General features: G+C 57.9%; 16 protein-coding genes. 11 read left to right on the forward strand and 5 right to left on the reverse strand.

Features of this window, described 5'->3' with window-relative positions:
- Nucleotides 1–134: 134 nt before the first annotated feature.
- From ligA to LRR79_RS09865, 3 genes are all read left to right on the forward strand, one after another.
- Complete coding sequence (gene ligA, locus LRR79_RS09855; RefSeq protein WP_231757047.1) at nucleotides 135–2,171, forward strand: NAD-dependent DNA ligase LigA; 2,037 nt, start codon at nucleotides 135–137, stop codon at nucleotides 2,169–2,171.
- 153 nt (nucleotides 2,172–2,324) lie between these two features.
- On the forward strand, nucleotides 2,325–2,759 hold the full coding sequence (locus LRR79_RS09860; RefSeq protein WP_231757048.1) for a hypothetical protein: 435 nt from the start codon (nucleotides 2,325–2,327) through the stop codon (nucleotides 2,757–2,759).
- A gap of 120 nt (nucleotides 2,760–2,879) precedes the next feature.
- Nucleotides 2,880–4,310: a class II fumarate hydratase gene (locus LRR79_RS09865; RefSeq protein WP_231757049.1), complete on the forward strand. Its 1,431-nt coding sequence runs from the start codon at nucleotides 2,880–2,882 to the stop codon at nucleotides 4,308–4,310.
- Here LRR79_RS09865 and LRR79_RS17305 read toward each other — a convergent pair.
- The gene (locus LRR79_RS17305; RefSeq protein WP_255875435.1) at nucleotides 4,299–4,421 is read right to left on the reverse strand and encodes a hypothetical protein; all 123 of its coding nucleotides are present in this window, start codon (nucleotides 4,419–4,421) and stop codon (nucleotides 4,299–4,301) included. The genes LRR79_RS09865 and LRR79_RS17305 overlap by 12 nt on opposite strands.
- A gap of 338 nt (nucleotides 4,422–4,759) precedes the next feature.
- On the opposite strand from LRR79_RS17305, the gene LRR79_RS09870 reads away from it, so the two are divergent.
- The 5 genes from LRR79_RS09870 (at nucleotide 4,760) to LRR79_RS09890 (ending at nucleotide 10,701) form a co-directional block, all read left to right on the forward strand.
- Complete coding sequence (locus LRR79_RS09870) at nucleotides 4,760–4,993, forward strand: hypothetical protein (RefSeq protein WP_231757050.1); 234 nt, start codon at nucleotides 4,760–4,762, stop codon at nucleotides 4,991–4,993.
- A 13-nt stretch (nucleotides 4,994–5,006) separates the two neighbouring features.
- Nucleotides 5,007–6,101, forward strand: a complete 1,095-nt coding sequence (locus tag LRR79_RS09875) for an AraC family transcriptional regulator (RefSeq protein WP_231757051.1) — start codon at nucleotides 5,007–5,009, stop codon at nucleotides 6,099–6,101.
- 295 nt (nucleotides 6,102–6,396) lie between these two features.
- A complete protein-coding gene (locus LRR79_RS09880; RefSeq protein ID WP_231757052.1) occupies nucleotides 6,397–8,193 on the forward strand; it encodes an acyl-CoA dehydrogenase C-terminal domain-containing protein in 1,797 nt (598 codons plus the stop codon).
- Nucleotides 8,194–8,444: 251 nt separating this feature from the next.
- On the forward strand, nucleotides 8,445–8,642 hold the full coding sequence (locus tag LRR79_RS17380; protein WP_407665207.1) for an SCP2 sterol-binding domain-containing protein: 198 nt from the start codon (nucleotides 8,445–8,447) through the stop codon (nucleotides 8,640–8,642).
- Nucleotides 8,643–9,063: 421 nt separating this feature from the next.
- Nucleotides 9,064–10,701 carry an AMP-binding protein gene (locus LRR79_RS09890; protein ID WP_231757053.1) on the forward strand — a complete coding sequence of 546 codons (1,638 nt, stop codon included), beginning with the start codon at nucleotides 9,064–9,066 and terminating at the stop codon, nucleotides 10,699–10,701.
- Between the two features lie 53 nt (nucleotides 10,702–10,754).
- On the opposite strand, the gene LRR79_RS09895 is transcribed toward LRR79_RS09890, so the two are convergent.
- The gene (locus tag LRR79_RS09895; RefSeq protein WP_407665244.1) at nucleotides 10,755–12,059 is read right to left on the reverse strand and encodes an IS4 family transposase; all 1,305 of its coding nucleotides are present in this window, start codon (nucleotides 12,057–12,059) and stop codon (nucleotides 10,755–10,757) included.
- A 247-nt stretch (nucleotides 12,060–12,306) separates the two neighbouring features.
- Between LRR79_RS09895 and LRR79_RS09900 the strand changes: the two genes are divergently transcribed.
- Complete coding sequence (locus LRR79_RS09900; protein WP_231757055.1) at nucleotides 12,307–12,816, forward strand: phosphate-starvation-inducible PsiE family protein; 510 nt, start codon at nucleotides 12,307–12,309, stop codon at nucleotides 12,814–12,816.
- A gap of 83 nt (nucleotides 12,817–12,899) precedes the next feature.
- On the opposite strand, the gene LRR79_RS09905 is transcribed toward LRR79_RS09900, so the two are convergent.
- The 3 genes from LRR79_RS09905 to LRR79_RS09915 form a co-directional block, all read right to left on the reverse strand.
- Nucleotides 12,900–14,708 carry a M28 family metallopeptidase gene (locus tag LRR79_RS09905; RefSeq protein ID WP_231757056.1) on the reverse strand — a complete coding sequence of 603 codons (1,809 nt, stop codon included), beginning with the start codon at nucleotides 14,706–14,708 and terminating at the stop codon, nucleotides 12,900–12,902.
- 46 nt (nucleotides 14,709–14,754) lie between these two features.
- Nucleotides 14,755–15,888 carry a M14 family metallopeptidase gene (locus LRR79_RS09910; protein WP_231757057.1) on the reverse strand — a complete coding sequence of 378 codons (1,134 nt, stop codon included), beginning with the start codon at nucleotides 15,886–15,888 and terminating at the stop codon, nucleotides 14,755–14,757.
- 578 nt (nucleotides 15,889–16,466) lie between these two features.
- Complete coding sequence (locus LRR79_RS09915) at nucleotides 16,467–17,048, reverse strand: lipid-binding SYLF domain-containing protein (RefSeq protein WP_231757058.1); 582 nt, start codon at nucleotides 17,046–17,048, stop codon at nucleotides 16,467–16,469.
- Between the two features lie 227 nt (nucleotides 17,049–17,275).
- On the opposite strand from LRR79_RS09915, the gene LRR79_RS09920 reads away from it, so the two are divergent.
- Together LRR79_RS09920 and LRR79_RS09925 are read left to right on the forward strand one after the other, a co-directional pair.
- A complete protein-coding gene (locus LRR79_RS09920; RefSeq protein ID WP_231757059.1) occupies nucleotides 17,276–17,788 on the forward strand; it encodes a hypothetical protein in 513 nt (170 codons plus the stop codon).
- A gap of 23 nt (nucleotides 17,789–17,811) precedes the next feature.
- Nucleotides 17,812–18,813 carry a heme-dependent oxidative N-demethylase family protein gene (locus LRR79_RS09925; RefSeq protein ID WP_231757060.1) on the forward strand — a complete coding sequence of 334 codons (1,002 nt, stop codon included), beginning with the start codon at nucleotides 17,812–17,814 and terminating at the stop codon, nucleotides 18,811–18,813.
- Nucleotide 18,814: the final 1 nt, after the last annotated feature.

Genomic DNA, 18,814 nt, shown 5'->3' on the forward strand with positions numbered 1-18,814 from the left:
CTTTCCTGTTGTAGGAGCCTGCTGCAGGCGAATAAACCTCGGATTGAGAGTTGCAAGTTCATCCGCAAGACAGGCTCCTACAAAAAACACGTTCTAACACACCGGCAAGAATTCCCCATTTTTGCGGAAAAACAATGACAAAGAATATTCCTTCGGACGCGCAGTCCCGCGCATCCGCGCTACACGAGATTCTCAACCGCGCCAATTATCAGTATTACGTGTTGGACACACCGGAATTGCCCGACGCGGAATACGATCGCTGCCTGCGTGAACTGCAGGCGCTGGAAGAAGCGTACCCGGCGCTTGTCACCAGTGACTCACCCACTCAGCGGGTGGGTGCGGAGCCGCTTGCGGCGTTTACCCAGATCCGCCACGAAATGCCCATGTTGTCGCTGGACAATGCGTTCAGTGATGAGGAGATGGAAGATTTTGATCGCCGGATCCGTGAGCGTCTCAACAGTAGTACCCCGGTGGAATACGCCTGCGAGCCGAAGCTGGATGGTATCGCGGTGAGCCTGCTGTACCGCGACGGATTACTGGAGCGGGCTGCCACCCGTGGTGATGGTACCGTGGGCGAGGATATTACCCAGAATGTGCGCACCATCTACTCCGTGCCTTTGAAACTGCTTGCCGAGGATGTACCGCAAGTACTGGAGGTGCGCGGGGAAATCTATATGCCGAAGGCGGGTTTCGAGTCGCTGAATGAAAAGGCCCGCGCCGCCGGCGAAAAAACGTTTGTGAACCCGCGCAATGCCGCGGCCGGCAGCCTGCGCCAGCTAGACTCCCGCATTACTGCCCAGCGCCCGCTGGAGCTGTGTGCCTACAGTGTAGGCGTGGTGGAAGGTGGCGACCTGCCGGAGACCCACGCGGAAATTCTTCGGCAGTTGAACCGCTGGGGATTCCGGATCAATAGCGAAATGGCGGTGGCGGAAAACATTCAGGCCTGTATCGACTATTACCGCAAACTTGGCGAGAAGCGCGCACAGTTGCCGTACGATATCGACGGTATCGTGTTCAAGGTAAACAGTATTTCGCTGCAGAAGCGGCTGGGATTTGTTGCCCGTGCACCACGCTGGGCCACAGCCTACAAATTCCCCGCACAGGAAGAGATGACCCAGTTGATGGATGTGGAGTTTCAGGTGGGGCGTACCGGTGCAGTAACCCCGGTGGCGCGCCTGGAACCTGTATTCGTGGGCGGGGTGACGGTTTCCAATGCCACTTTGCACAATCGCGATGAAATCGAGCGTCTGGGCGTAAAAATCGGGGATACCGTGGTGATCCGGCGCGCCGGTGATGTGATTCCGCAGGTGGTCTCGGTGGTGGAGAGCCGGCGCCCCAAAGACGCCCGCGACATCGAGTTTCCCAGCCACTGCCCGGTGTGTGATTCACCGGTAGAGGCGACCCCCGGCGAGGCCGTCGCCCGCTGTAGCGGTGGCTTGATCTGCAGTGCGCAGCGCAAACAGGCAATCAAGCATTTTGCCTCGCGCAAAGCCATGGATATTGACGGACTCGGCGACAAGCTTGTGGAGCAGATGGTGGACGAGGGGCTGCTGAAGTCGGTCGCGGGTCTCTACCACCTCTCTCTTGAGCCACTGGTGGCACTGGAGCGGATGGGGGAGAAGTCTGCCCAGAACCTGCTCGATGCACTGGAGCGCAGTAAAAATACCACCCTGCCAAAGTTTTTATATGCGCTGGGTATTCGCGAGGTAGGGGAGGCTACCGCGCGCAACCTGGCGCGGCATTTTGGCGACCTGGAGCAACTGATGCAGGCGGACACCGAGGCATTGCAGCAGGTGGAGGATGTCGGTCCGATCGTGGCCCATTATGTGGCGGAGTTTTTTGAGCAGCCACACAATCTCGAAGAGATCGCCGCGCTACAGCAGGCCGGTGTGCACTGGGAGGCGGAAGTGCAGGAAGCCGGCAGTCAGCCTCTGGCCGGTCAGACCTGGGTGCTCACCGGCAAGCTGGAGACCCTGTCGCGCAGCGAGGCCAAGGATTATCTCCAGCGCCTGGGCGCCAAAGTCGCCGGCAGTGTATCGGCCAATACCCACACCGTAGTGGCCGGGCCCGGCGCCGGTTCCAAACTGAACAAAGCGCGGGATCTGGATTTGCCGGTACTGGATGAAGAGCAGCTGATGGTCATGTTGCGGGAACAGGGCATCGAAATTTAAACGATCTGCCTGAAATGCGATCGGGTCGAAAATTTGCCGTCATCTGGCAGTAGAATTATCCCGGTCGCGCCGTTACAGTTGGCGGAGCATTAATTGAATTGGCCCGCTGACAACACATTCGTGCTGCGGGAGAAGCGTAGGGGTTAGCGCAGCGTGATTCAGGGCGATCAGGAATCCATCGTTTACGGCTGTATCAAAGACAGCAACAGCCTGGCGGGCGGCAGCGATCGCCGCCGGGTCAATCGGGAAGCCGTGTTGGCGCTACCTAGTGCGGACGAGTGGCCGTTCCTGTGTCGCGACATGTTTTCGATCCCGACCATCAAGGTCAAGCAATCCCAGTACCAGACCGACGTGATCCATTTTGGTGCTTCCTATCGCGCTGTCGAATATGAATGGAATCACTGGATTCAGAAATTCGAAGAGCTGTTGCGCAGTATGTACTGGGTGTCGGCCACGGTGCATCTGGAGACGGAGCTCTCGGGTACGCACTCGTTTAACTGGGAAGCCGCCGGCCTGTTTCACGAACCCGGCAGTGGGGATATGCAGGTGCGCTGCGAGTGGACCCAGGAAGGGCGCGTCAGCGTCTGATTGCGCCCTGGCAATTGCCAGATCCCGTCACCACACATTACTCTGTATCAGATTACTCTGAACCGGTGTTTCGCCGGTGTCGCATTTCTTTCATCTGTGCTTTCCAGGAGGTCCTGCTCCGTGCGCAAGCCACCCTTCGATGAACCGGGCGAGAATGCCGGGTCATTCCGGATCGAGAAAGACAGTCTCGGCGAAATCCGCGTTCCACAAGATGCGCTGTTCGGGGCCCAGACCCAGCGCGCGGTCGATAATTTTCCGGTCAGTGATTACGCGTTACCCGTGCCGTTTGTGCGGGCGGTAGTGGCAATCAAGCGCGCTGCGGCGGAAACAAACCGGTCACTTGGTATTCTGGAAGAAGAAAAGGCGCGCGCGATCATCCGGGCCTGTGACAGCCTGACCGATGCGCACTACGCCCGGCAGTTTCCGGTGGATGTGTTCCAGACCGGCTCCGGTACCAGTACCAATATGAATGTGAACGAGGTGCTGGCCCATCTCGCCAGTGAGGAAAGTGGCCTCACCATTGGTGCCAACGATCACGTCAATATGTGTCAGAGCAGCAATGATGTCATTCCCACAGCCATTCATCTCTCTGCATTATTGGCCATTCAGAATCAATTGTTACCGTCTCTGGTACACCTGTGTGAGGTGCTGGATAGCAAGGCGGAGGCCGTGGCGGATGTCGTCAAGACCGGCCGTACGCACCTGATGGATGCGGTGCCCATCACGCTGGCGCAGGAAGTATCTGCCTGGAGTGCGCAGATAAAACTGTGTCGCACGCGTCTCGAGGATGTGCTGCCGCGCCTGGAGCAGTTGGCGCAGGGAGGCACTGCGGTGGGAACAGGCCTGAACGCGCACGAAGACTTTGCCGAAGTGTTTGCGCGCAAACTCGGCGCCGCCTGCGGCATCTCGCCGCGCCCCGCAGATAACCCGTTCGCGGCAATCTCCAGTCAGGACACGGCGGTGGAAGTGTCGGGTCAGCTGAAAACCCTGGCGGTGGCGCTGATGAAAATTGCCAACGATCTTCGCTGGATGAACAGTGGACCGCTGGCGGGTGTCGGTGAAATAGCGCTGCCGGCATTGCAGCCGGGCAGCAGCATCATGCCGGGAAAGGTGAACCCGGTCATTGCTGAGTCCGTTGCCATGGTGGCGGCGAAAGTGATGGGCAACGACACCACCATTACCGTGGCCGGCCAGAGCGGCAACTTTCAGTTGAATGTCATGTTGCCGGTAATCGCCTTCAGTCTGCTGGAGAGTATCCAGTTATCGGCCAATGCGTCGCGCATGCTGGCGGACAAGGCCATCGGCGACTTTTCGGTAAATGCGTCGCGCATGCAGGAAGCGCTCGCGCGCAACCCGATACTGGTGACGGCGCTGAATCCGGTAATCGGGTATGCCAAGGCGGCAGAGATCGCCAAAGCGGCGTATAAAGCCGGACGCCCGGTGCTGGATGTGGCTGAGGAAATGACGGATCTGCCCCGCTCGCAGCTGGAGAAGTTACTCGATCCCGCGCGCCTGAGCGAAGGGGGGATCGTGGATGGGTCAGGCCATTAGCAGAATGCCCAGCAGAATGGAGCCGGCGACGAGCATCATGCACTCGACCCAGATGCCAAGCCGGCGCAGTATCGATCTGTCTGCTTTGCGAAGTAAGTGTCGTCTGTGCATGGCATTCTCCCTGGTCGGGTCCGCCGGATCCTCAATCGGTCGGGCTGCGTTGACAGCCCATGACCATTCCTGCAGGATTCGGCGCCATGTGGACACGGGAATACCCGGTCCCGATTTTGCAGGTCTGCGCACAGCGTGTCCGCCAGCGGTGGTGGCACCTGTGACCCGGTAAAATCCATCGCTCTGGTTATAGTATTAGAGAGATCGGAACTCCGGGTCCCGGGCACTCGGCGAGGTGTTGTGAGCTTCTCTTCTCTGGGGCCCCGCGTAACACCTGAATCCTAGTGTCGGCGAATGCCGCCGACCAATCGTTCATTCCCCGTTGAAAGTGCTTTGTTATGGCCCAGAAACGCCGCCGTTCGTTTATTACCAGTGTACTCGCCTGTATTGCCTTCATTGCCGCGGCTATCTGGAGTTGGGACCTGCCGGTGGCGGATGTATTCAGCTACCTGATCCTGATGCTGGTGTTTCTCGCGGTGATCGTGGCGGTGGCATTCGGTTTCGGTGCGCTGCTGAACTGGTTGCGGCGCAGAAATGATCAGCGCGACGATCGTCGCAACGACGACCGCTAGGCAAGGGCAGATTATGGCCAGCGACAGTCCGTCGGTTTCCAGCCTCAACCCAAGCCAGAGTGACGATATCCGTATTCCCATTGCCTATGTCCAGCGCCTGCTGGATGAGGCGGCCAGGCACGGTTGCGACCGGGCGGAGCTACTGGCGTCGGTAGATATTTCCGAGGGCGAGCTGGCGGATACCGCGGCGTTTTCCGCAGTAAAGTACGGGCGACTGTACCAGCGGGTCATGTGGCTGGCGCAGGATGGATGGTTTGGCATGCTCAGCGGCGGCCGGGTGCGTTCCGGCTCGTTCCGACTGCTCTGCCTGACGGTGGTGAATTGCGCCACGGTACGCCAGGCCATCACCCTCAGTGCAGAGTTTATGGAAATCTGCCGCGGCTTCCGGGTCAAGCCTGTGCTCGCGCCGGAAGGGGATCGCGACAAAGTGGTGATTGTGGGCATCAGCTCCGTGAAAGAGGGCGAGTTCGATCAACTGATCGCTGAGACAACCCCGGGCGTCATTCGCACCACACTGGCGGTGTGGCACCGTTTCTACTGCTGGCTGGTGGGCCGTGAAATCCCACTGGCCAAACTGCATTTTTCGTTTCCCTGCCCGGAAGAGTTCCAGACTCTGGCGCAGAGCGAGGCCGGCGAGCTGCTATTTGATCAGCCTGCCAATGCCCTGGAGTATGAAAGTCGTTACCTGGACTACCCCATTGTGCAGAGCCCCCAGACGGTGGAGGATTTTATCCGCACCGCGCCTTACCACCTGGTGATCAGCGACGGCAATGCCAACAGCATCAAGACCAAGGTCAAAACCATCCTCAATCGCGATGTGAGCGAGTCCATGCCGCCGGCCGAGGCGGTTGCCGAGCGCCTGAACATGTCGGTCACCACCCTGCGGCGCAAACTGCAGCAGGAAAACACCTCTTACCAGAAACTCAAGGACGAATGCCGCATGGAGGCCGCGTTCCACTATCTGAGCTGCCCGGATCTGTCCAATACTCAGATCGCCGAGATGCTCGGTTTCGATGAGGCCAGCGCCTTCTTCCGCGCCTTCAAGAAATGGACCGGCGTGACCCCGGGAGAATATCGCAAGAGCCCGCGCGGGGCGGCGGCAAACTGAATCCGCGCGGCGCGCCTTTCCTTACTGTTTCCCTGGTTGATCCTGTGGTTCCGCACCGCTCTGGTGACCTGAGCGTCAGTGATTTTTAGCCCAAATCGTCGCCGTATTTTGTTAGTGCTTTGGACACTTTTCGCCATAGTGACTATTGGTAATTTGCTACTAATATGAATAAAACGAATAGTTGAGTCACGGCATCTCGCCGTGCTTCCCATGCGCTGCCCCGCCTGGTTCGCGTTGAACACGGGCAGAGGGCGCGAGAAATCGAGTGTAAAAATCGTTAAAGAGGGTATTCAGGATGAGCGAGATCAAAATTCCGCTGCGCGACATGCGTTTTTCCATGCGTGAGCTGCTGAACTGGGACCAGCACTATGCAGCGCTGGGCTACGAAGATGCGAGCCCCGACGTGGTGGATGCCATCCTGGAAGAGGGTGCCAAGTTCTGTGAAAACGTCCTCGCGCCGATCAATCAGGTGGGCGACCAGCAGGGTTGTACCTGGAACGACGGCGAAGTCACCACCCCGGAGGGCTTCAAGGAAGCCTATCAGCAGTTCGTGGAAGCCGGCTGGCCATCCCTGCCGCACAAGGTCGAGCATGGGGGGCAGGGCCTGCCGCCTTCTCTCGGTACCATCCTGAGTGAAATGGTGGGCACCGCCAACTGGTCCTGGGGTATGTACCCTGGCCTGTCTCACGGCGCCATGAATACCCTGGAAGCCCACGGCACCGACGCGCAGAAAGAAACCTACCTGACCAAGCTGGTGGAAGGTACCTGGACCGGCACCATGTGTCTGACCGAGCCGCACTGCGGTACCGACCTCGGTATCCTGCGCTCCAAGGCTGAACCCAACGACGACGGTTCCTACTCCATCACTGGGACCAAGATCTTTATCTCCGCCGGTGAGCACGACATGGCCGAGAACATCGTGCACATCGTTCTGGCGCGCCTGCCAGATGCCCCGGCGGGTACCAAGGGCATTTCCCTCTTTATCGTGCCGAAGTTCCTGCCTAACGAAGACGGCTCTGTGGGTGAGCGCAATGGCGTGACCTGTGGTTCTCTGGAACACAAAATGGGTATTCACGGTAATGCTACTGCGGTGCTCAACTTCGACGGTGCCAAAGGCTTCCTGATTGGCCCGCCCAATAAAGGCCTGAACTGCATGTTCACCTTTATGAATACCGCGCGTCTGGGTACTGCACTGCAGGGCGTGGCTCACGCGGAAGCGGGCTTCCAGAAGTCTCTGGCCTACGCCAAAGACCGTCTGCAGATGCGCTCTTTGAGCGGCCCGAAGAACCCGGAGGGTGCCGCTGACCCGATCATCGTACACCCGGATGTGCGCCGCATGCTGCTGACCCAGAAAGCCTTCTCTGAAGGTGGTCGTATGCTGGTGTTGCTGTGTGCGCAGCAGGTAGACCGCAGCCATGCCGCAGAGACCGATGAAGAGCGCAAAGACGCCGATGACCTGCTGGCGTTCCTGACGCCGATCGCCAAGGCGTTCCTGACCGAAACCGGTTATGAGTCTGCCAACCTGGGCCTGCAGTGTTTCGGCGGCCACGGTTACATCGCTGAGTGGGGCATGGAGCAGAACGTCCGCGACAGCCGTATCTCCACCATCTACGAAGGTACTACCGGCATTCAGGCACTGGACCTGCTGGGCCGCAAAGTGTTGATGAGTCAGGGCGAGCTGCTGCGCAAATTCACCAAAATTGTGCACAAGTTCTGTCAGGCGGAAGTGGACAACGAAGCCCTGGCGCCGTATGTCGCCAAGCTCCAGGAAATCAACAAGGAGTGGGGCGAGCTGACCATGAACATCGGTGTAAAAGCCATGGAAAACCCTGACGAGGTCGGCGCTGCTTCCGTGGATTACCTGATGTATTCCGGCTATGCGGTACAGGCTTACCTGTGGGCACTGGCTGCAAAAACCGCTGACGAGAAGCTGCAGGCGGGCACCGGTGAAGAAGACTTCTACCGTGCGAAAATTGCCACTGCGCGCTTCTATTTTGACCGTATTCTGCCGCGCACTGCGACCCACGCCAGTGCCATGCAGAGCGGTGCTGACAACCTCATGGGCCTGGACGCGGAACACTTCGTATTCTGAGTGACATGATTGGAAAACACCGCCCCTGGTAACAGCGGCGGTGTTTTTGAATCCGCGTTTGCCAACGGCGGTTAACGGCGGACTTCCGAACTTCCGGAGTGATGATGCAATTACCGGCGCACATTCTCGAGCGCTTGCGGCTGCTTACTTGTCTGCCTCAGACCACTCGAGTACAGTTTCGATTGTCGGATGGCAGCGATTTTTACCTGCGCGTTGCGCGCAGGGGGCCGGCCGAAAGGGGCCGGGAAGAAGTGGCCGTAATTGAGGCGGAGCAGGTCTCGGGGCTGGCTGAAGCGCCAGATCTGGATCTGGAAATGTCCTACAACACCCTGCGGGACATTATCGATGGTCAGTTAAGCGCGCGGCACGCGTTTCTGCTGGGCGATATCCGCTATACCGGTAATCGCGAACTGGCGGCGGCACTGGCCGACCTGTTCGCGGTCCACTGATTTCGCCGGGGTTTCTCTTCCGGGAGAAAACCCGCTTCGCATCTCGGCGCATGCTCTCTGGTGGAAAGGCGCCGGGAAGGGGACCTGTTGAGAGACGCCCGCCAGGGGAGGGACCCGGCGCAACAATAATTATTTGACCGCCGGTCATCGGTTTACGATGAAATTCAGGCGGCTTATTTGCCTCTCGCAGTAACATTCACCAGATAACTAACAAAACTTACAATAATTACCCGTCTGCTCAGATCAGCACTGCGGATTTCGACTATAAACGGACTGGATCGCCCGGTGAGGTATCATCAGTCCGCGAACTCGCCGATAATCTGCCAGTCTTGTGAATCTGTCCCAGCTCGAATCATTGCGAGTGCGGCAGGCCGCGTTTGGCGGGTGACACCACAAAAACAACAGTATTGGGAGAAACAAGTTGGACATCGAACGCAGCATTCTTGACGTGTTTACCAGTGCCACGGCCAAATATGCAGAGCGCCCGGCATTTACCTGCCTGGGGCAGACACTCACCATTGGTGACATTGATCGGCTCAGTGCCCAATTTGCCTCCTACCTTCAGAACCACACCAACCTCAAGCCTGGCGATTGCGTCGCCGTACAGCTCCCGAATGTATTGCAATACCCGGTAGCGGTGTTCGGTGCCTTGCGCGCCGGTATGGTGGTGGTCAATACCAACCCCCTGTACACACAGCGTGAAATTAAGCATCAGCTGAATGACTCCGGTGCCAAGGCGCTGGTGGTGCTGGCGAACATTGCCGACACTGCCGCGGCGGTGATTGGCGAGACCTCCGTGGAGCAGGTGATTGTTTCCGAAATTGCCGATCTGCACCCGCCACTCAAGCGGGTTCTGATCAATACCGTTGCCAAGCACATCAAGAAGATGGTTCCGGACTTCCACTTTGAGAATCAGGTGAATTTCCGTGACGCCATGTCAGCGGGCGCCAAACAGCCGCATCAGGACGTGCAGCGTACCGCGGACGATATCGCGGTGCTGCAGTACACCGGCGGAACCACCGGTGTGGCGAAGGGCGCAATGCTGACCAATCGCAATCTGGTGGCGAATATGGAGCAGGTGCGCGAGGCCCTGGGTGACTCCATGAAAGAGGGCGAGGAAATCTACATCGCGCCTCTGCCGCTGTATCACATTTACGCGTTTACCATTCACTGTATGGCGCTGTTTGCCACCGGCAACCACTCGATCCTGATTCCCAATCCGCGGGATATTCCCGCGTTCGTAAAGACCCTGAAGGGAGTCCGCTTCACCGGTTTTGTGGGGCTGAACACACTGTTCAATGGCCTGATGCGCAACCCGGATTTTGCCAACCTGGACTTCAGCAAGCTGCACACCACGGCGTCTGGTGGTATGGCGTTGACCCGGGATACCGCCAAACGCTGGGAAGAGATGACTGGTTGCGTGGTCACCGAAGGCTACGGTATGACGGAGACTTCACCGGTTGTGTCTTTTAACCCCGCCGAAGCGGTGCAGTTGGGGACCGTGGGCAAGGCCGTTCCCAATACCGAAGTGAAAGTAATCGACGAGAACGGTAATGATCTGCCCAACAACACTCCGGGTGAGTTGTGCGTGCGTGGTCCCCAGGTAATGAAAGGTTACTGGGAGCGTCCGGAAGCGACCGCCGAGACCATTGATTCTGAAGGGTGGTTGAAAACCGGCGATATGGCGGTGATTCAGGACGACGGATACATCAAGATTGTGGATCGCAAAAAAGACATGATTATCGTGTCTGGATTCAACGTCTATCCGAACGAAATCGAAGACATCGTCAGCGCACACCCGAAAGTGACCGAAGCCGCCGCGGTAGGCATCCCGGACGAGCGTACTGGCGAAACGGTCAAGCTGTTTGTGGTGAAGGCGGACAACTCCCTGACGGAAGAAGAAATCGTCGCCTACTGTCGCGAGAACATGACGGCCTACAAGGTGCCGAAAAACATCGAGTTTCGGGAAGACCTGCCAAAAACCAATGTGGGCAAGATTCTGCGCCGAGAGCTGCGTGACGAAGAGCTCAAAAAGGTGGAGGCGGGAGTCAGCGCCTGAGCATAGGCCTGTTCCTCAGCAAAAAAAGCCCGCTGCTTGCAGCGTAATGCTGTTCACTTAAGCGGAGCAGCACGACGATTCACCGGATAGCGGGTTTTGCTGATCTTTACCGTCCTCGGCCTAGAAGGCCGAGGACGGTCCTCTAAAAACAGGTTCCCAATCCCCGCCCTAAGCTCCGATAAGCGCGCTCCAGTCCTTGATAATGGCTGAGCCGCGGCCATGACAATCAGCTGCGCAGCAATATACTGGCATGCGAACTTAAAGCGTATCCTGGCTGGGTTTCCCCCGTGAGCGACCGCTGCCTGGCTTGCCTCTCGACGTATCACGTTGTACGCCAACAGTAGCCCCCACACTTCCTGATAAACCAGTTCCACGGTCTTGCTACGTAGGGTGACGGCGTTGTGCTGCATGGAACTTTTGATGTCACGGAAGCCGATTTCGATTTCCCAGCGCTCTTGGTAGAGCTTCGCGACGGCTTTAGTGCCGTAAGTATCTGCCGGTAGCGAGGTAAATACCGTTTTGTTTTTGCCATTATGCTTGTAACTCACTGCTCGAACTTCCCAGTACTCGGGAAGGGCCGGATTGCGCTTCCGAGCCAGGGGGGAGACCTTCATTCGCAGTAGTCGATCATTTTTGTTGTAGACCTCCACTGTCTCACTGACCAGGCCTTTGCGCTCGGGGATCAGCCAGTGGCGTTGCGTGTTCTGATCCGCCCACCGCAGCAAAAGGTCTGCACTCCAAAAACCCTTATCAAACAGGGTTACGGAGGCTTCCGGCACCTGATTCATAAACTCATCGGCCAGGCGTATTTCGCTGCGTCGGTAAGGGCTTAGCTCTGCATTCAGAAGTACATGTGAACGTACGTTCATTAGAGCAACCAGGCGCATAAGAGGGTACGGAGTTTGCCGGTTTGTGCTCGTGTTACCGGAGCCAAAATGATCTCGCAGCTCAGGAGTATCTTGAGTGCGCAACAGCGCGCCATCGACAGCGAGAACTTGCAATCCTCGCCATTCATCTTCGGGGTAACGCTCATGTCCCCAGTGCACCCCGGTACGTTGAAATAGCCACTGAACGGGGTTAGCACCAAGACGCTGTCGCGCCTTTGATACCCCGCTTGGGGCCAACAGGCTATCGTTCGCGAGCCCCTGAGCACAGATATTGAGCCTGCGGGCAACTTCTGAGACCGGTTCATTCCTGAACAGGGCCATGCCCAGCACGAGCCAGAGTACCTGATCGGCGGGAAGTCGACGGCGGCGAATAGTGGCTTGCGAGGATAACTGCAGAGCGGAATCCACCCATTCAACGGGAATGTTCTGGGTGAAGGTACTCAGGTCACAGAAGGACTGGAGGGCATCAATATCGAAGAGAGACTGCTGAAGAGACACAAAAAAATCCGGTTTCCTGATCTGGAAACCGGATTTTCCGGGGCCCCACCTTAGGCTGCAATGCTTAAGTGAACAGCATTACGCTGCTTGCAGCGGGTTTTTTTATGGGTGCCTGTCACCCAGGGGCAACAGACAGGGCCAAGAGTAGCGTGGTGTATGTCACCGGGCCACGTCAGGTGCGCTATAACTATGGGGCAACTCCCTGACCCGAGAGCAGCGTATGTCCGACAAGCAGGAACGCCCGACCATGATCCATGAGGAGCTACCGGCGGAGCACGAAGATCCGCTGATTCGATTCCTGCATGTGGTTATCCGCAGTTCGGTGCGCTTTCTGTCTGTGGTGATGGCTCTGGTGATCGTATGGAGCGTGGCGGATGTTGTGTGGGTGGTGTACCAAAGGCTGCATTCGGCACCGTTTCTGATTCTGAACCACAATGATCTATTCGATGTTTTCGGCGCGATCATGCTGGTGCTGATTTCCATCGAGATATTTATCAATATTCGCCTGTATCTCGGCTCCAACGTAATCCCGATTCAGCTGGTGGTGGCAACCGCGCTAATGGCGATTGCGCGGAAAGTCATTGTGCTGGACCTTGATGATACGACACCCGACTATATCCTCGGTATCGCAGCGGCGGTCTTGGCGCTGGGTGTGACCTATTGGCTGGTAGCGAAAAAAGAGGCGCTGTCGTACAAAGAGCGGCGCAGCCTGCTCGAAGATAAGGATTGAGTGTGGGTAGGTAAAAAAAAGGGGCGCCCCACCGGGCGCCCTTATTGTGTTTGATCGCGCGGACAAGCCGCAATTTCCTTTTATTAACGCGCGTCCGCACTCTTGTCGCGCGCTGCGCGGAACTCGTTGCCCTGATACCAGTTTGGCCAGTCGCGGCTGTTAGCGAGCTCAAGACCCAGGTCCAGTCCCAGGGCCAGATCCAGTGCGGCACCTTCCAGGTTCCACTGTGGGTCGTACTCATCGGCGGGCTTGTGATAGGCGTGGGCACCGTACTCGGCCGCTTTCTTTTGTGCCCATGCGCGACCGTGTTCGAAACTGTCCGTTCCGGAATCAAAATACAGCATGGGTACGCCTTTTTTCGCCAGACTGAAGTGATCTGAGCGGTAAAAGTAACCGCGTTCAGGGTGGTCTTCCGGCGCCAGGTAGCGCCCCTGTCTGGCGGCGGCTTTTTCCAGCAATTGCTCCAGTTCGCTGTTGCCGTAGCCGACAACGATCACATCGCGCATGGGGCCAAGCACGCCCATGGCGTCGAAATTGATACCGGCAACGGTTTTCTCCAGGGGCACAACCGGATTTTCTGCATAGTATTTGGAACCGAGCAGGCCCGACTCTTCTGCGGTAACCGCCACGAAGATCATGGAGCGCCGCGGCGCTTCCGGCAGCTTGGCAACCTGGCGTGCCATGGCCAGCAGACCGGCGGTACCCGTGGCATTGTCCACGGCACCGTTGTAAATATGATCCTCGCCTTCACCGTGTCCACCCACACCCAGATGGTCCCAGTGTGCGGTGTAAATGACCGCTTCATCCGGGTACTTGCTGCCCTCGACCTTGGCGACCACATTGCGGGAATCCGAGGTGCGGACTTTATTTTTCAGGGCAATACTGGCGGTCAGGTTCAGCGGTTTGGGCTGGAAGCCACGTTGTTTAGCCGCTCCCATTTCCGCAGTGAAATCCAGGCCCGCCGCGTCAAACAGGGATTTGGCCGCAGCGGTGGTCATCCAGGACTCCACCGCAACGCGGTCTGCGTTTCTGTTCTCCGCAGCGAGGCTGATCTGAGCACCGGACCAGCTGCCACTCACGACCTCCCAGGGGTAGCCGGCGGCACCGTCCTCATGGATGATGATGGCACCTTCCGCGCCCTGGCGCGCCGCCTCTTCAAATTTATAGTTCCAGCGGCCGTAATAGGTCATCGCATTGCCATTGAACAGGTTCTTATCCTGCGTGGCATAGCCCGGATCATTGACCAGAATCACCGCCGTTTTGCCTTTCATGTCGAGGCCAGCGTAATCATTCCAGTCGTTTTCCGGCGCGACGATTCCGTAGCCGACAAATACAAGAGGGCTATCGCTCAGTTTACTTTCTGCGGTCTGGCGCTGAGTAAATGCGACCATGTCGGTCAGGGCGTCGAGGGATTTCTCAAAACCTTCGCCCTTGACCTCCAGAGGCGTGGTTTCGATCTGCATTTCGACCACCGGCACCGACTGGAACCAGCTGGGATTGCCCTCTGCATCGGTGGCTCCCGGTTTCAGGCCCAGCTTCTTGAATGCATTCGCCAGATAGTTGACGGTGAGTTCTTCACCTTTGGTTGCGGGCGCACGCCCCTCAAACTCATCGGAAGCCAATACCGCGATATGGGTGTGCAGATCTTTTGCCAGCTCGGCCACTTCGGCTTTTTCGGCATCACTGAGTTTCGGCTCAGTAATGGGCTCAACCGTGGGCATCTCCTGGGGTGGGGGTAGCGTGCGTTCCGCGGTTTCACTCTGGGGGGAGGATGCCCCGAGACTGCTCGTGGGCTCATCCTTACTCTCATCCTTAGTGCACGCGGATATGGTGGTGATCGCGGCAAGCGCAAACGGCAGAGCAAGCCGCTGCCAGGGTAACGATTTAAGCATTCTATTTCCTTTTGTTATTTCTATGCTGTCCGGGTTTCTGGTGCTGTCATCCATTGCCATTCATATAGGCAAGTGTTTCGCGAATGGGAGTGAGCATATCCCGCGCCAGTTGACGGCAGCGTGCTGGTGACCAGCCTTCAATGGGGTCGGGTAGGTTGTCGTTGTCTTTGAAGGGCATTTCCAGCGTCAGCGCCAGAGTGCGGAACTGATGGCCGCACCAGTTGGTGCCCACGGTCATATTGGCCTCACCGGGTTTGTCCAGCGGGTAACCCTGCTCCGTCTGGAAATCCGGGCTGGCGTTGACAAAAGATTCCTTGAATACCTTTTCAAGCGCTGCATGTTTTTCGTCGTAGCCGGGAATACCTTCACAGGCGGCCACGAAATTGAATGGCAGCGCTTCATCTCCGTGAATGTCCAGGAACATGTCGCCGCCGGTGGCCAGCATGCGCTCGCGCACAAGATAGACTTCGGGGCTCTTTTCCATACTTGGGGATTGCCATTCCCGGTTGAGGTTGGCTCCGGCCGCGTTGGTACGGAGGTGGCCGCGCACACTGCCGTCGGGATTCATGTTGGGCACCACGTAAAAAACGGTGTCCTGCAATAGTTGCCGTGCGCCCGGATTGGCTTCGTCCAACAGGGTTTCCAGGAAGCCCTCGACAAACCACTCGGCCATGGACTCTCCCGGGTGTTGACGGGCGATCATCCACACTTTGCGCGTTGCTTTGTCCGCATCACCAATGGTGAGCAGCGTCATATCGCGTCCGTCCAGCGTCAGGCCGAGGGTTTCGGACTGCACCCGTTCATCGGATTGTGCCCAGGCCAGCAGGTCGAGATGCCGCTCCCAGGAATAGGGGGCGAAATAGGCCAGATAAATAGCCGGTTGCTCCAGCTGTACCGTGAAGTCCAGGACCTTGCCGTCATACTGCGCGTCAATGCGGAACCAGTTGTGGCGGTCGTAGGACGCGCATACCCGGTAGTTTTCCCAACCTTCCGGATAGGCTGCCTTGCCGGCATTGTTGATACGCAGTGGGTACTGCTTGCCCACTTCACCGTCGAGGCGAAAGTGGAACCACTGGTAAAAATCGGACTGGTTGTCGATTCGGATCGCCAGCTCGATGGGATTCGATTTTTTGTCGATGACTTTGATATTGCCGCTATCGAAAGCGCTGCTGATATGCATGCGTAGACTCCGCAGTGATTTTGTTCAGGTTTTCGGCACGGTGCCGCGAGCCAGTGGTCGAACGGGGTGCAGGATACAGCGTCGGGCCTGGAAATCAGGATAGTCCAAGGCAGCTTGAAGGAAATATCTGTGGGGGCGCAAGTTTCGAGATGAAAATTTTGTAGCCGGGGGGCAATTTCCCGTGGGAATTTTCTGCGGGAACCGGCAAATAAAAAGGCGCGACGCCCTCGCGGACGTCGCGCCTCTGCCAATCCTTGGCGGCACCTGCCGAGACTACTGCTCCCTGAAATTTCTGGCGTCGGACCAATGACGACTTCTCACTGCCCTGGTCAAATGCTCGGTGTGAACCACTAACACACCTTCAGAAATGTTGTACTGCTCCCTGACATTCCTCAGCAGGTGCTGACTAAAGTTTAGGCAGTCTTTTGAGGTTGCCAGGGGGCGGACGCCCAACTTGGCGCAGATTCAATTGACTATTAGACAGGTGAAGCAGGTTAGGACTTGGGATGGCGGGGCCGCGGGCGGAATACCGCCCGCTGTGACGCGCGCCGGCAGAGCGCACGGGCCTGTGGTCGGACTCAGTTCAAAGCGGCATCTTTCCAGTATTTGGTGCCCTTCACCGTCGCCTGCAGCGCGATACCGCTTTCCGTGAGCTGGTAGACCCGCATGCCATCGGCCACGACCTCTCCGCCGACGGCAGCGCCTTTGTCCTGGGATTTGGCGGCGGCGTCCGCGTGGCCGCCAAAGGTCCAGCCGGATTCCACAAAGCGTTGCATGACTTCAGCGGAATCAAAGATAAACAGGGCGCGGAAGTCTTTTACCCCGAATCCCAGGCCAACCCCCACTTCACCCATTTTCATATAGGTACGCTTGCCGGATTTGCTTACGACAACACCGTATCCACTGGCGGTACTGGCAACCAGCAGGTTGACGTTGATATTGCTGAACACGGCGTACCCTGGCGCCTGAGCCACTTCGCTGCGCAAGGCCGGCTTCAACCGGTAGAGTTCCTCCAGCACTTCGCGCTCGGTTTGCACAATATGCTGGCGTTGCTCGTCGGGAGTGCGCCCGGGGGCGGCACAGGCCGCGAGCAGGCAGATCTGCAGGACGATCGATGTCAGCGCCAATGGGCGCAGAAGTGGGAGCAGAACACTGGGCATGGGAAATCTCCGAAAGCCAAAAGAGTATGAGGGTGAGAAGGCAAGGTGTATTCGGTACAGCTTCCTTTCAAGAATACCGAGGATGTCCCGCAATGCCTGCGACCTGGCGCACAATGAATGATATGGCGCCACTTTCAGCAGGTTTGGGAAATCAGGTATCCTTGCGGACCCCGGATTTTGAATTGTCCGGCCCTGCGGTGGCCGGCACCTGCTAAGGAATACGTACTATGAATCGCCCATCGAATCGATCTCTCACGCGCGGTCTCGCGGCGACCTGTCTGCTGACCATGGTAATGAATCTGACCGCCTGCGGTTATTTCCTGTACCCGGAGCGCAAAGGGCAGAGTGGTGGCCGGGTCGACCCGGTGGTGGTGATCCTGGACGGAGCGGCACTGCTGTTCGGTATCCTGCCGGGCATCGTGGCATTTGCCGTGGACTTTACCAATGGCACCATTTATCTGCCGGCGGGTGGCTCCTCCGCGATTGACCGCCACATCACCTCCGCCGATGACAGCCAGCACAGTGGTGAGCGGTCGGCGAAGCCTGTGATTGATCAGAACGGTCAGGCCTGGATCGCGCTGCCCCTGCAAGAGGTGACCGCTGCCGATGACCTGGCTCGAGTGGGCACTGCGCTACGGGAATATACCGGGCAAAACGCGGACCTTTCCGACATCGTCTGGGTGCAGGATCTGGCGGCGTTACAGCAGGCGCGCACTGCCCAGATGGCGACTGCGCACTAAGATGTCACGGTTTGGCCATTGTCATGGCTGACAGGCCGTCACTACTCGTCGCTGCCGGCGCGGGTGGTGACGGTGAGGCGTTGCCCGAGCGCCGCTTTGCGCAGGATTTCTCTGCACCGTTTTCCTGTATTCCCTTTCTCGATACGCCCGAGGTGGTGCATATGGGGCTCAACAGGCTCGATACACGCCACTGGGTATTGCCCTGTCACACACTCCCGCACTATCACCACCACAAGATTGCCGCCCGTCGCGTGCTGGGGGACAAAGTCTATGCCCAGCTGCCAGAATCGCTGCCGGCTCAGCGAGAGCTGGGGGAGCGGCTGTATCAACATCTGATCAACGACCACGCAGGTTACGCGTGCACATCCGCTGGCCCCCTTCGTTGGCAGGCGGATGGCAAAGCCCTCTACTGGACGGGCCTGGCCTCCCAGCTTGCAAGTGGTGAACCCCTGTGGGATGCCAGTGGCTGGATTGCGGACGATATCTGTCTGCTGCAACCGGGCAAGCACGGCTATGTACTGGTTGCCGCGTCACTGACGGCGCCGAGTTACTGGCGGCTGGAAGAGAAGATCGGGCGGCCACTGGATGCGATTCACAGGCCGGTACCCGGATTCCAGAACAAACTGTCAGCCCAGGTCGCACGCTTTTTCGATCACCTGAAGCCGGCGTATCCGGTATGGCGGGGCAACTGGTCGCTGGTGACTTCGGCAGAATTGTTGCAACGTGGCGGCGTTAGCGTGGATTCATCGGGAACCGGCGAGACTAAAAATCAGCGGGCATACCTGCGGATCGAGCGACAGTCGCTGCGCCGACTGCCGAAAACCGGCGCGGTGGTATTTACCATTCGTGTGTCGATCAATCCGCTGGAAGATCTGTTGCTGATCGAGGGCGGTGTTGCCGCACTGCAGGCTGCGGTGGAGGCGATGTCACCGGAAGAGACCCGGTACAAATCACTGGCGCCGTTGCTGCAGGACGAGCATGGGCCTCTGCGACAATTTTTTACCGAGCATGGTGGGCGTATATAAA

It is taken from the genome of Microbulbifer elongatus (assembly GCF_021165935.1).
Classification (GTDB): Bacteria; Pseudomonadota; Gammaproteobacteria; order Pseudomonadales; family Cellvibrionaceae; genus Microbulbifer; species Microbulbifer elongatus.

Bases quoted from the DNA above. Each gene is read 5' to 3' on its own strand.
- ligA (WP_231757047.1), top strand. From the start codon at position 135: ATGACAAAGAATATTCCTTCGGACGCGCAGTCCCGCGCATCCGCGCTA.
- LRR79_RS17305 (WP_255875435.1), bottom strand. From the start codon at position 4,421: ATGCACAGACGACACTTACTTCGCAAAGCAGACAGATCGATACTGCGC.
- LRR79_RS09870 (WP_231757050.1), top strand. From the start codon at position 4,760: ATGGCCCAGAAACGCCGCCGTTCGTTTATTACCAGTGTACTCGCCTGT.
- LRR79_RS09875 (WP_231757051.1), top strand. From the start codon at position 5,007: ATGGCCAGCGACAGTCCGTCGGTTTCCAGCCTCAACCCAAGCCAGAGT.
- LRR79_RS09880 (WP_231757052.1), top strand. From the start codon at position 6,397: ATGAGCGAGATCAAAATTCCGCTGCGCGACATGCGTTTTTCCATGCGT.
- LRR79_RS09900 (WP_231757055.1), top strand. From the start codon at position 12,307: ATGTCCGACAAGCAGGAACGCCCGACCATGATCCATGAGGAGCTACCG.
- LRR79_RS09905 (WP_231757056.1), bottom strand. From the start codon at position 14,708: ATGCTTAAATCGTTACCCTGGCAGCGGCTTGCTCTGCCGTTTGCGCTT.
- LRR79_RS09910 (WP_231757057.1), bottom strand. From the start codon at position 15,888: ATGCATATCAGCAGCGCTTTCGATAGCGGCAATATCAAAGTCATCGAC.
- LRR79_RS09915 (WP_231757058.1), bottom strand. From the start codon at position 17,048: ATGCCCAGTGTTCTGCTCCCACTTCTGCGCCCATTGGCGCTGACATCG.
- LRR79_RS09920 (WP_231757059.1), top strand. From the start codon at position 17,276: ATGAATCGCCCATCGAATCGATCTCTCACGCGCGGTCTCGCGGCGACC.
- LRR79_RS09925 (WP_231757060.1), top strand. From the start codon at position 17,812: ATGGCTGACAGGCCGTCACTACTCGTCGCTGCCGGCGCGGGTGGTGAC.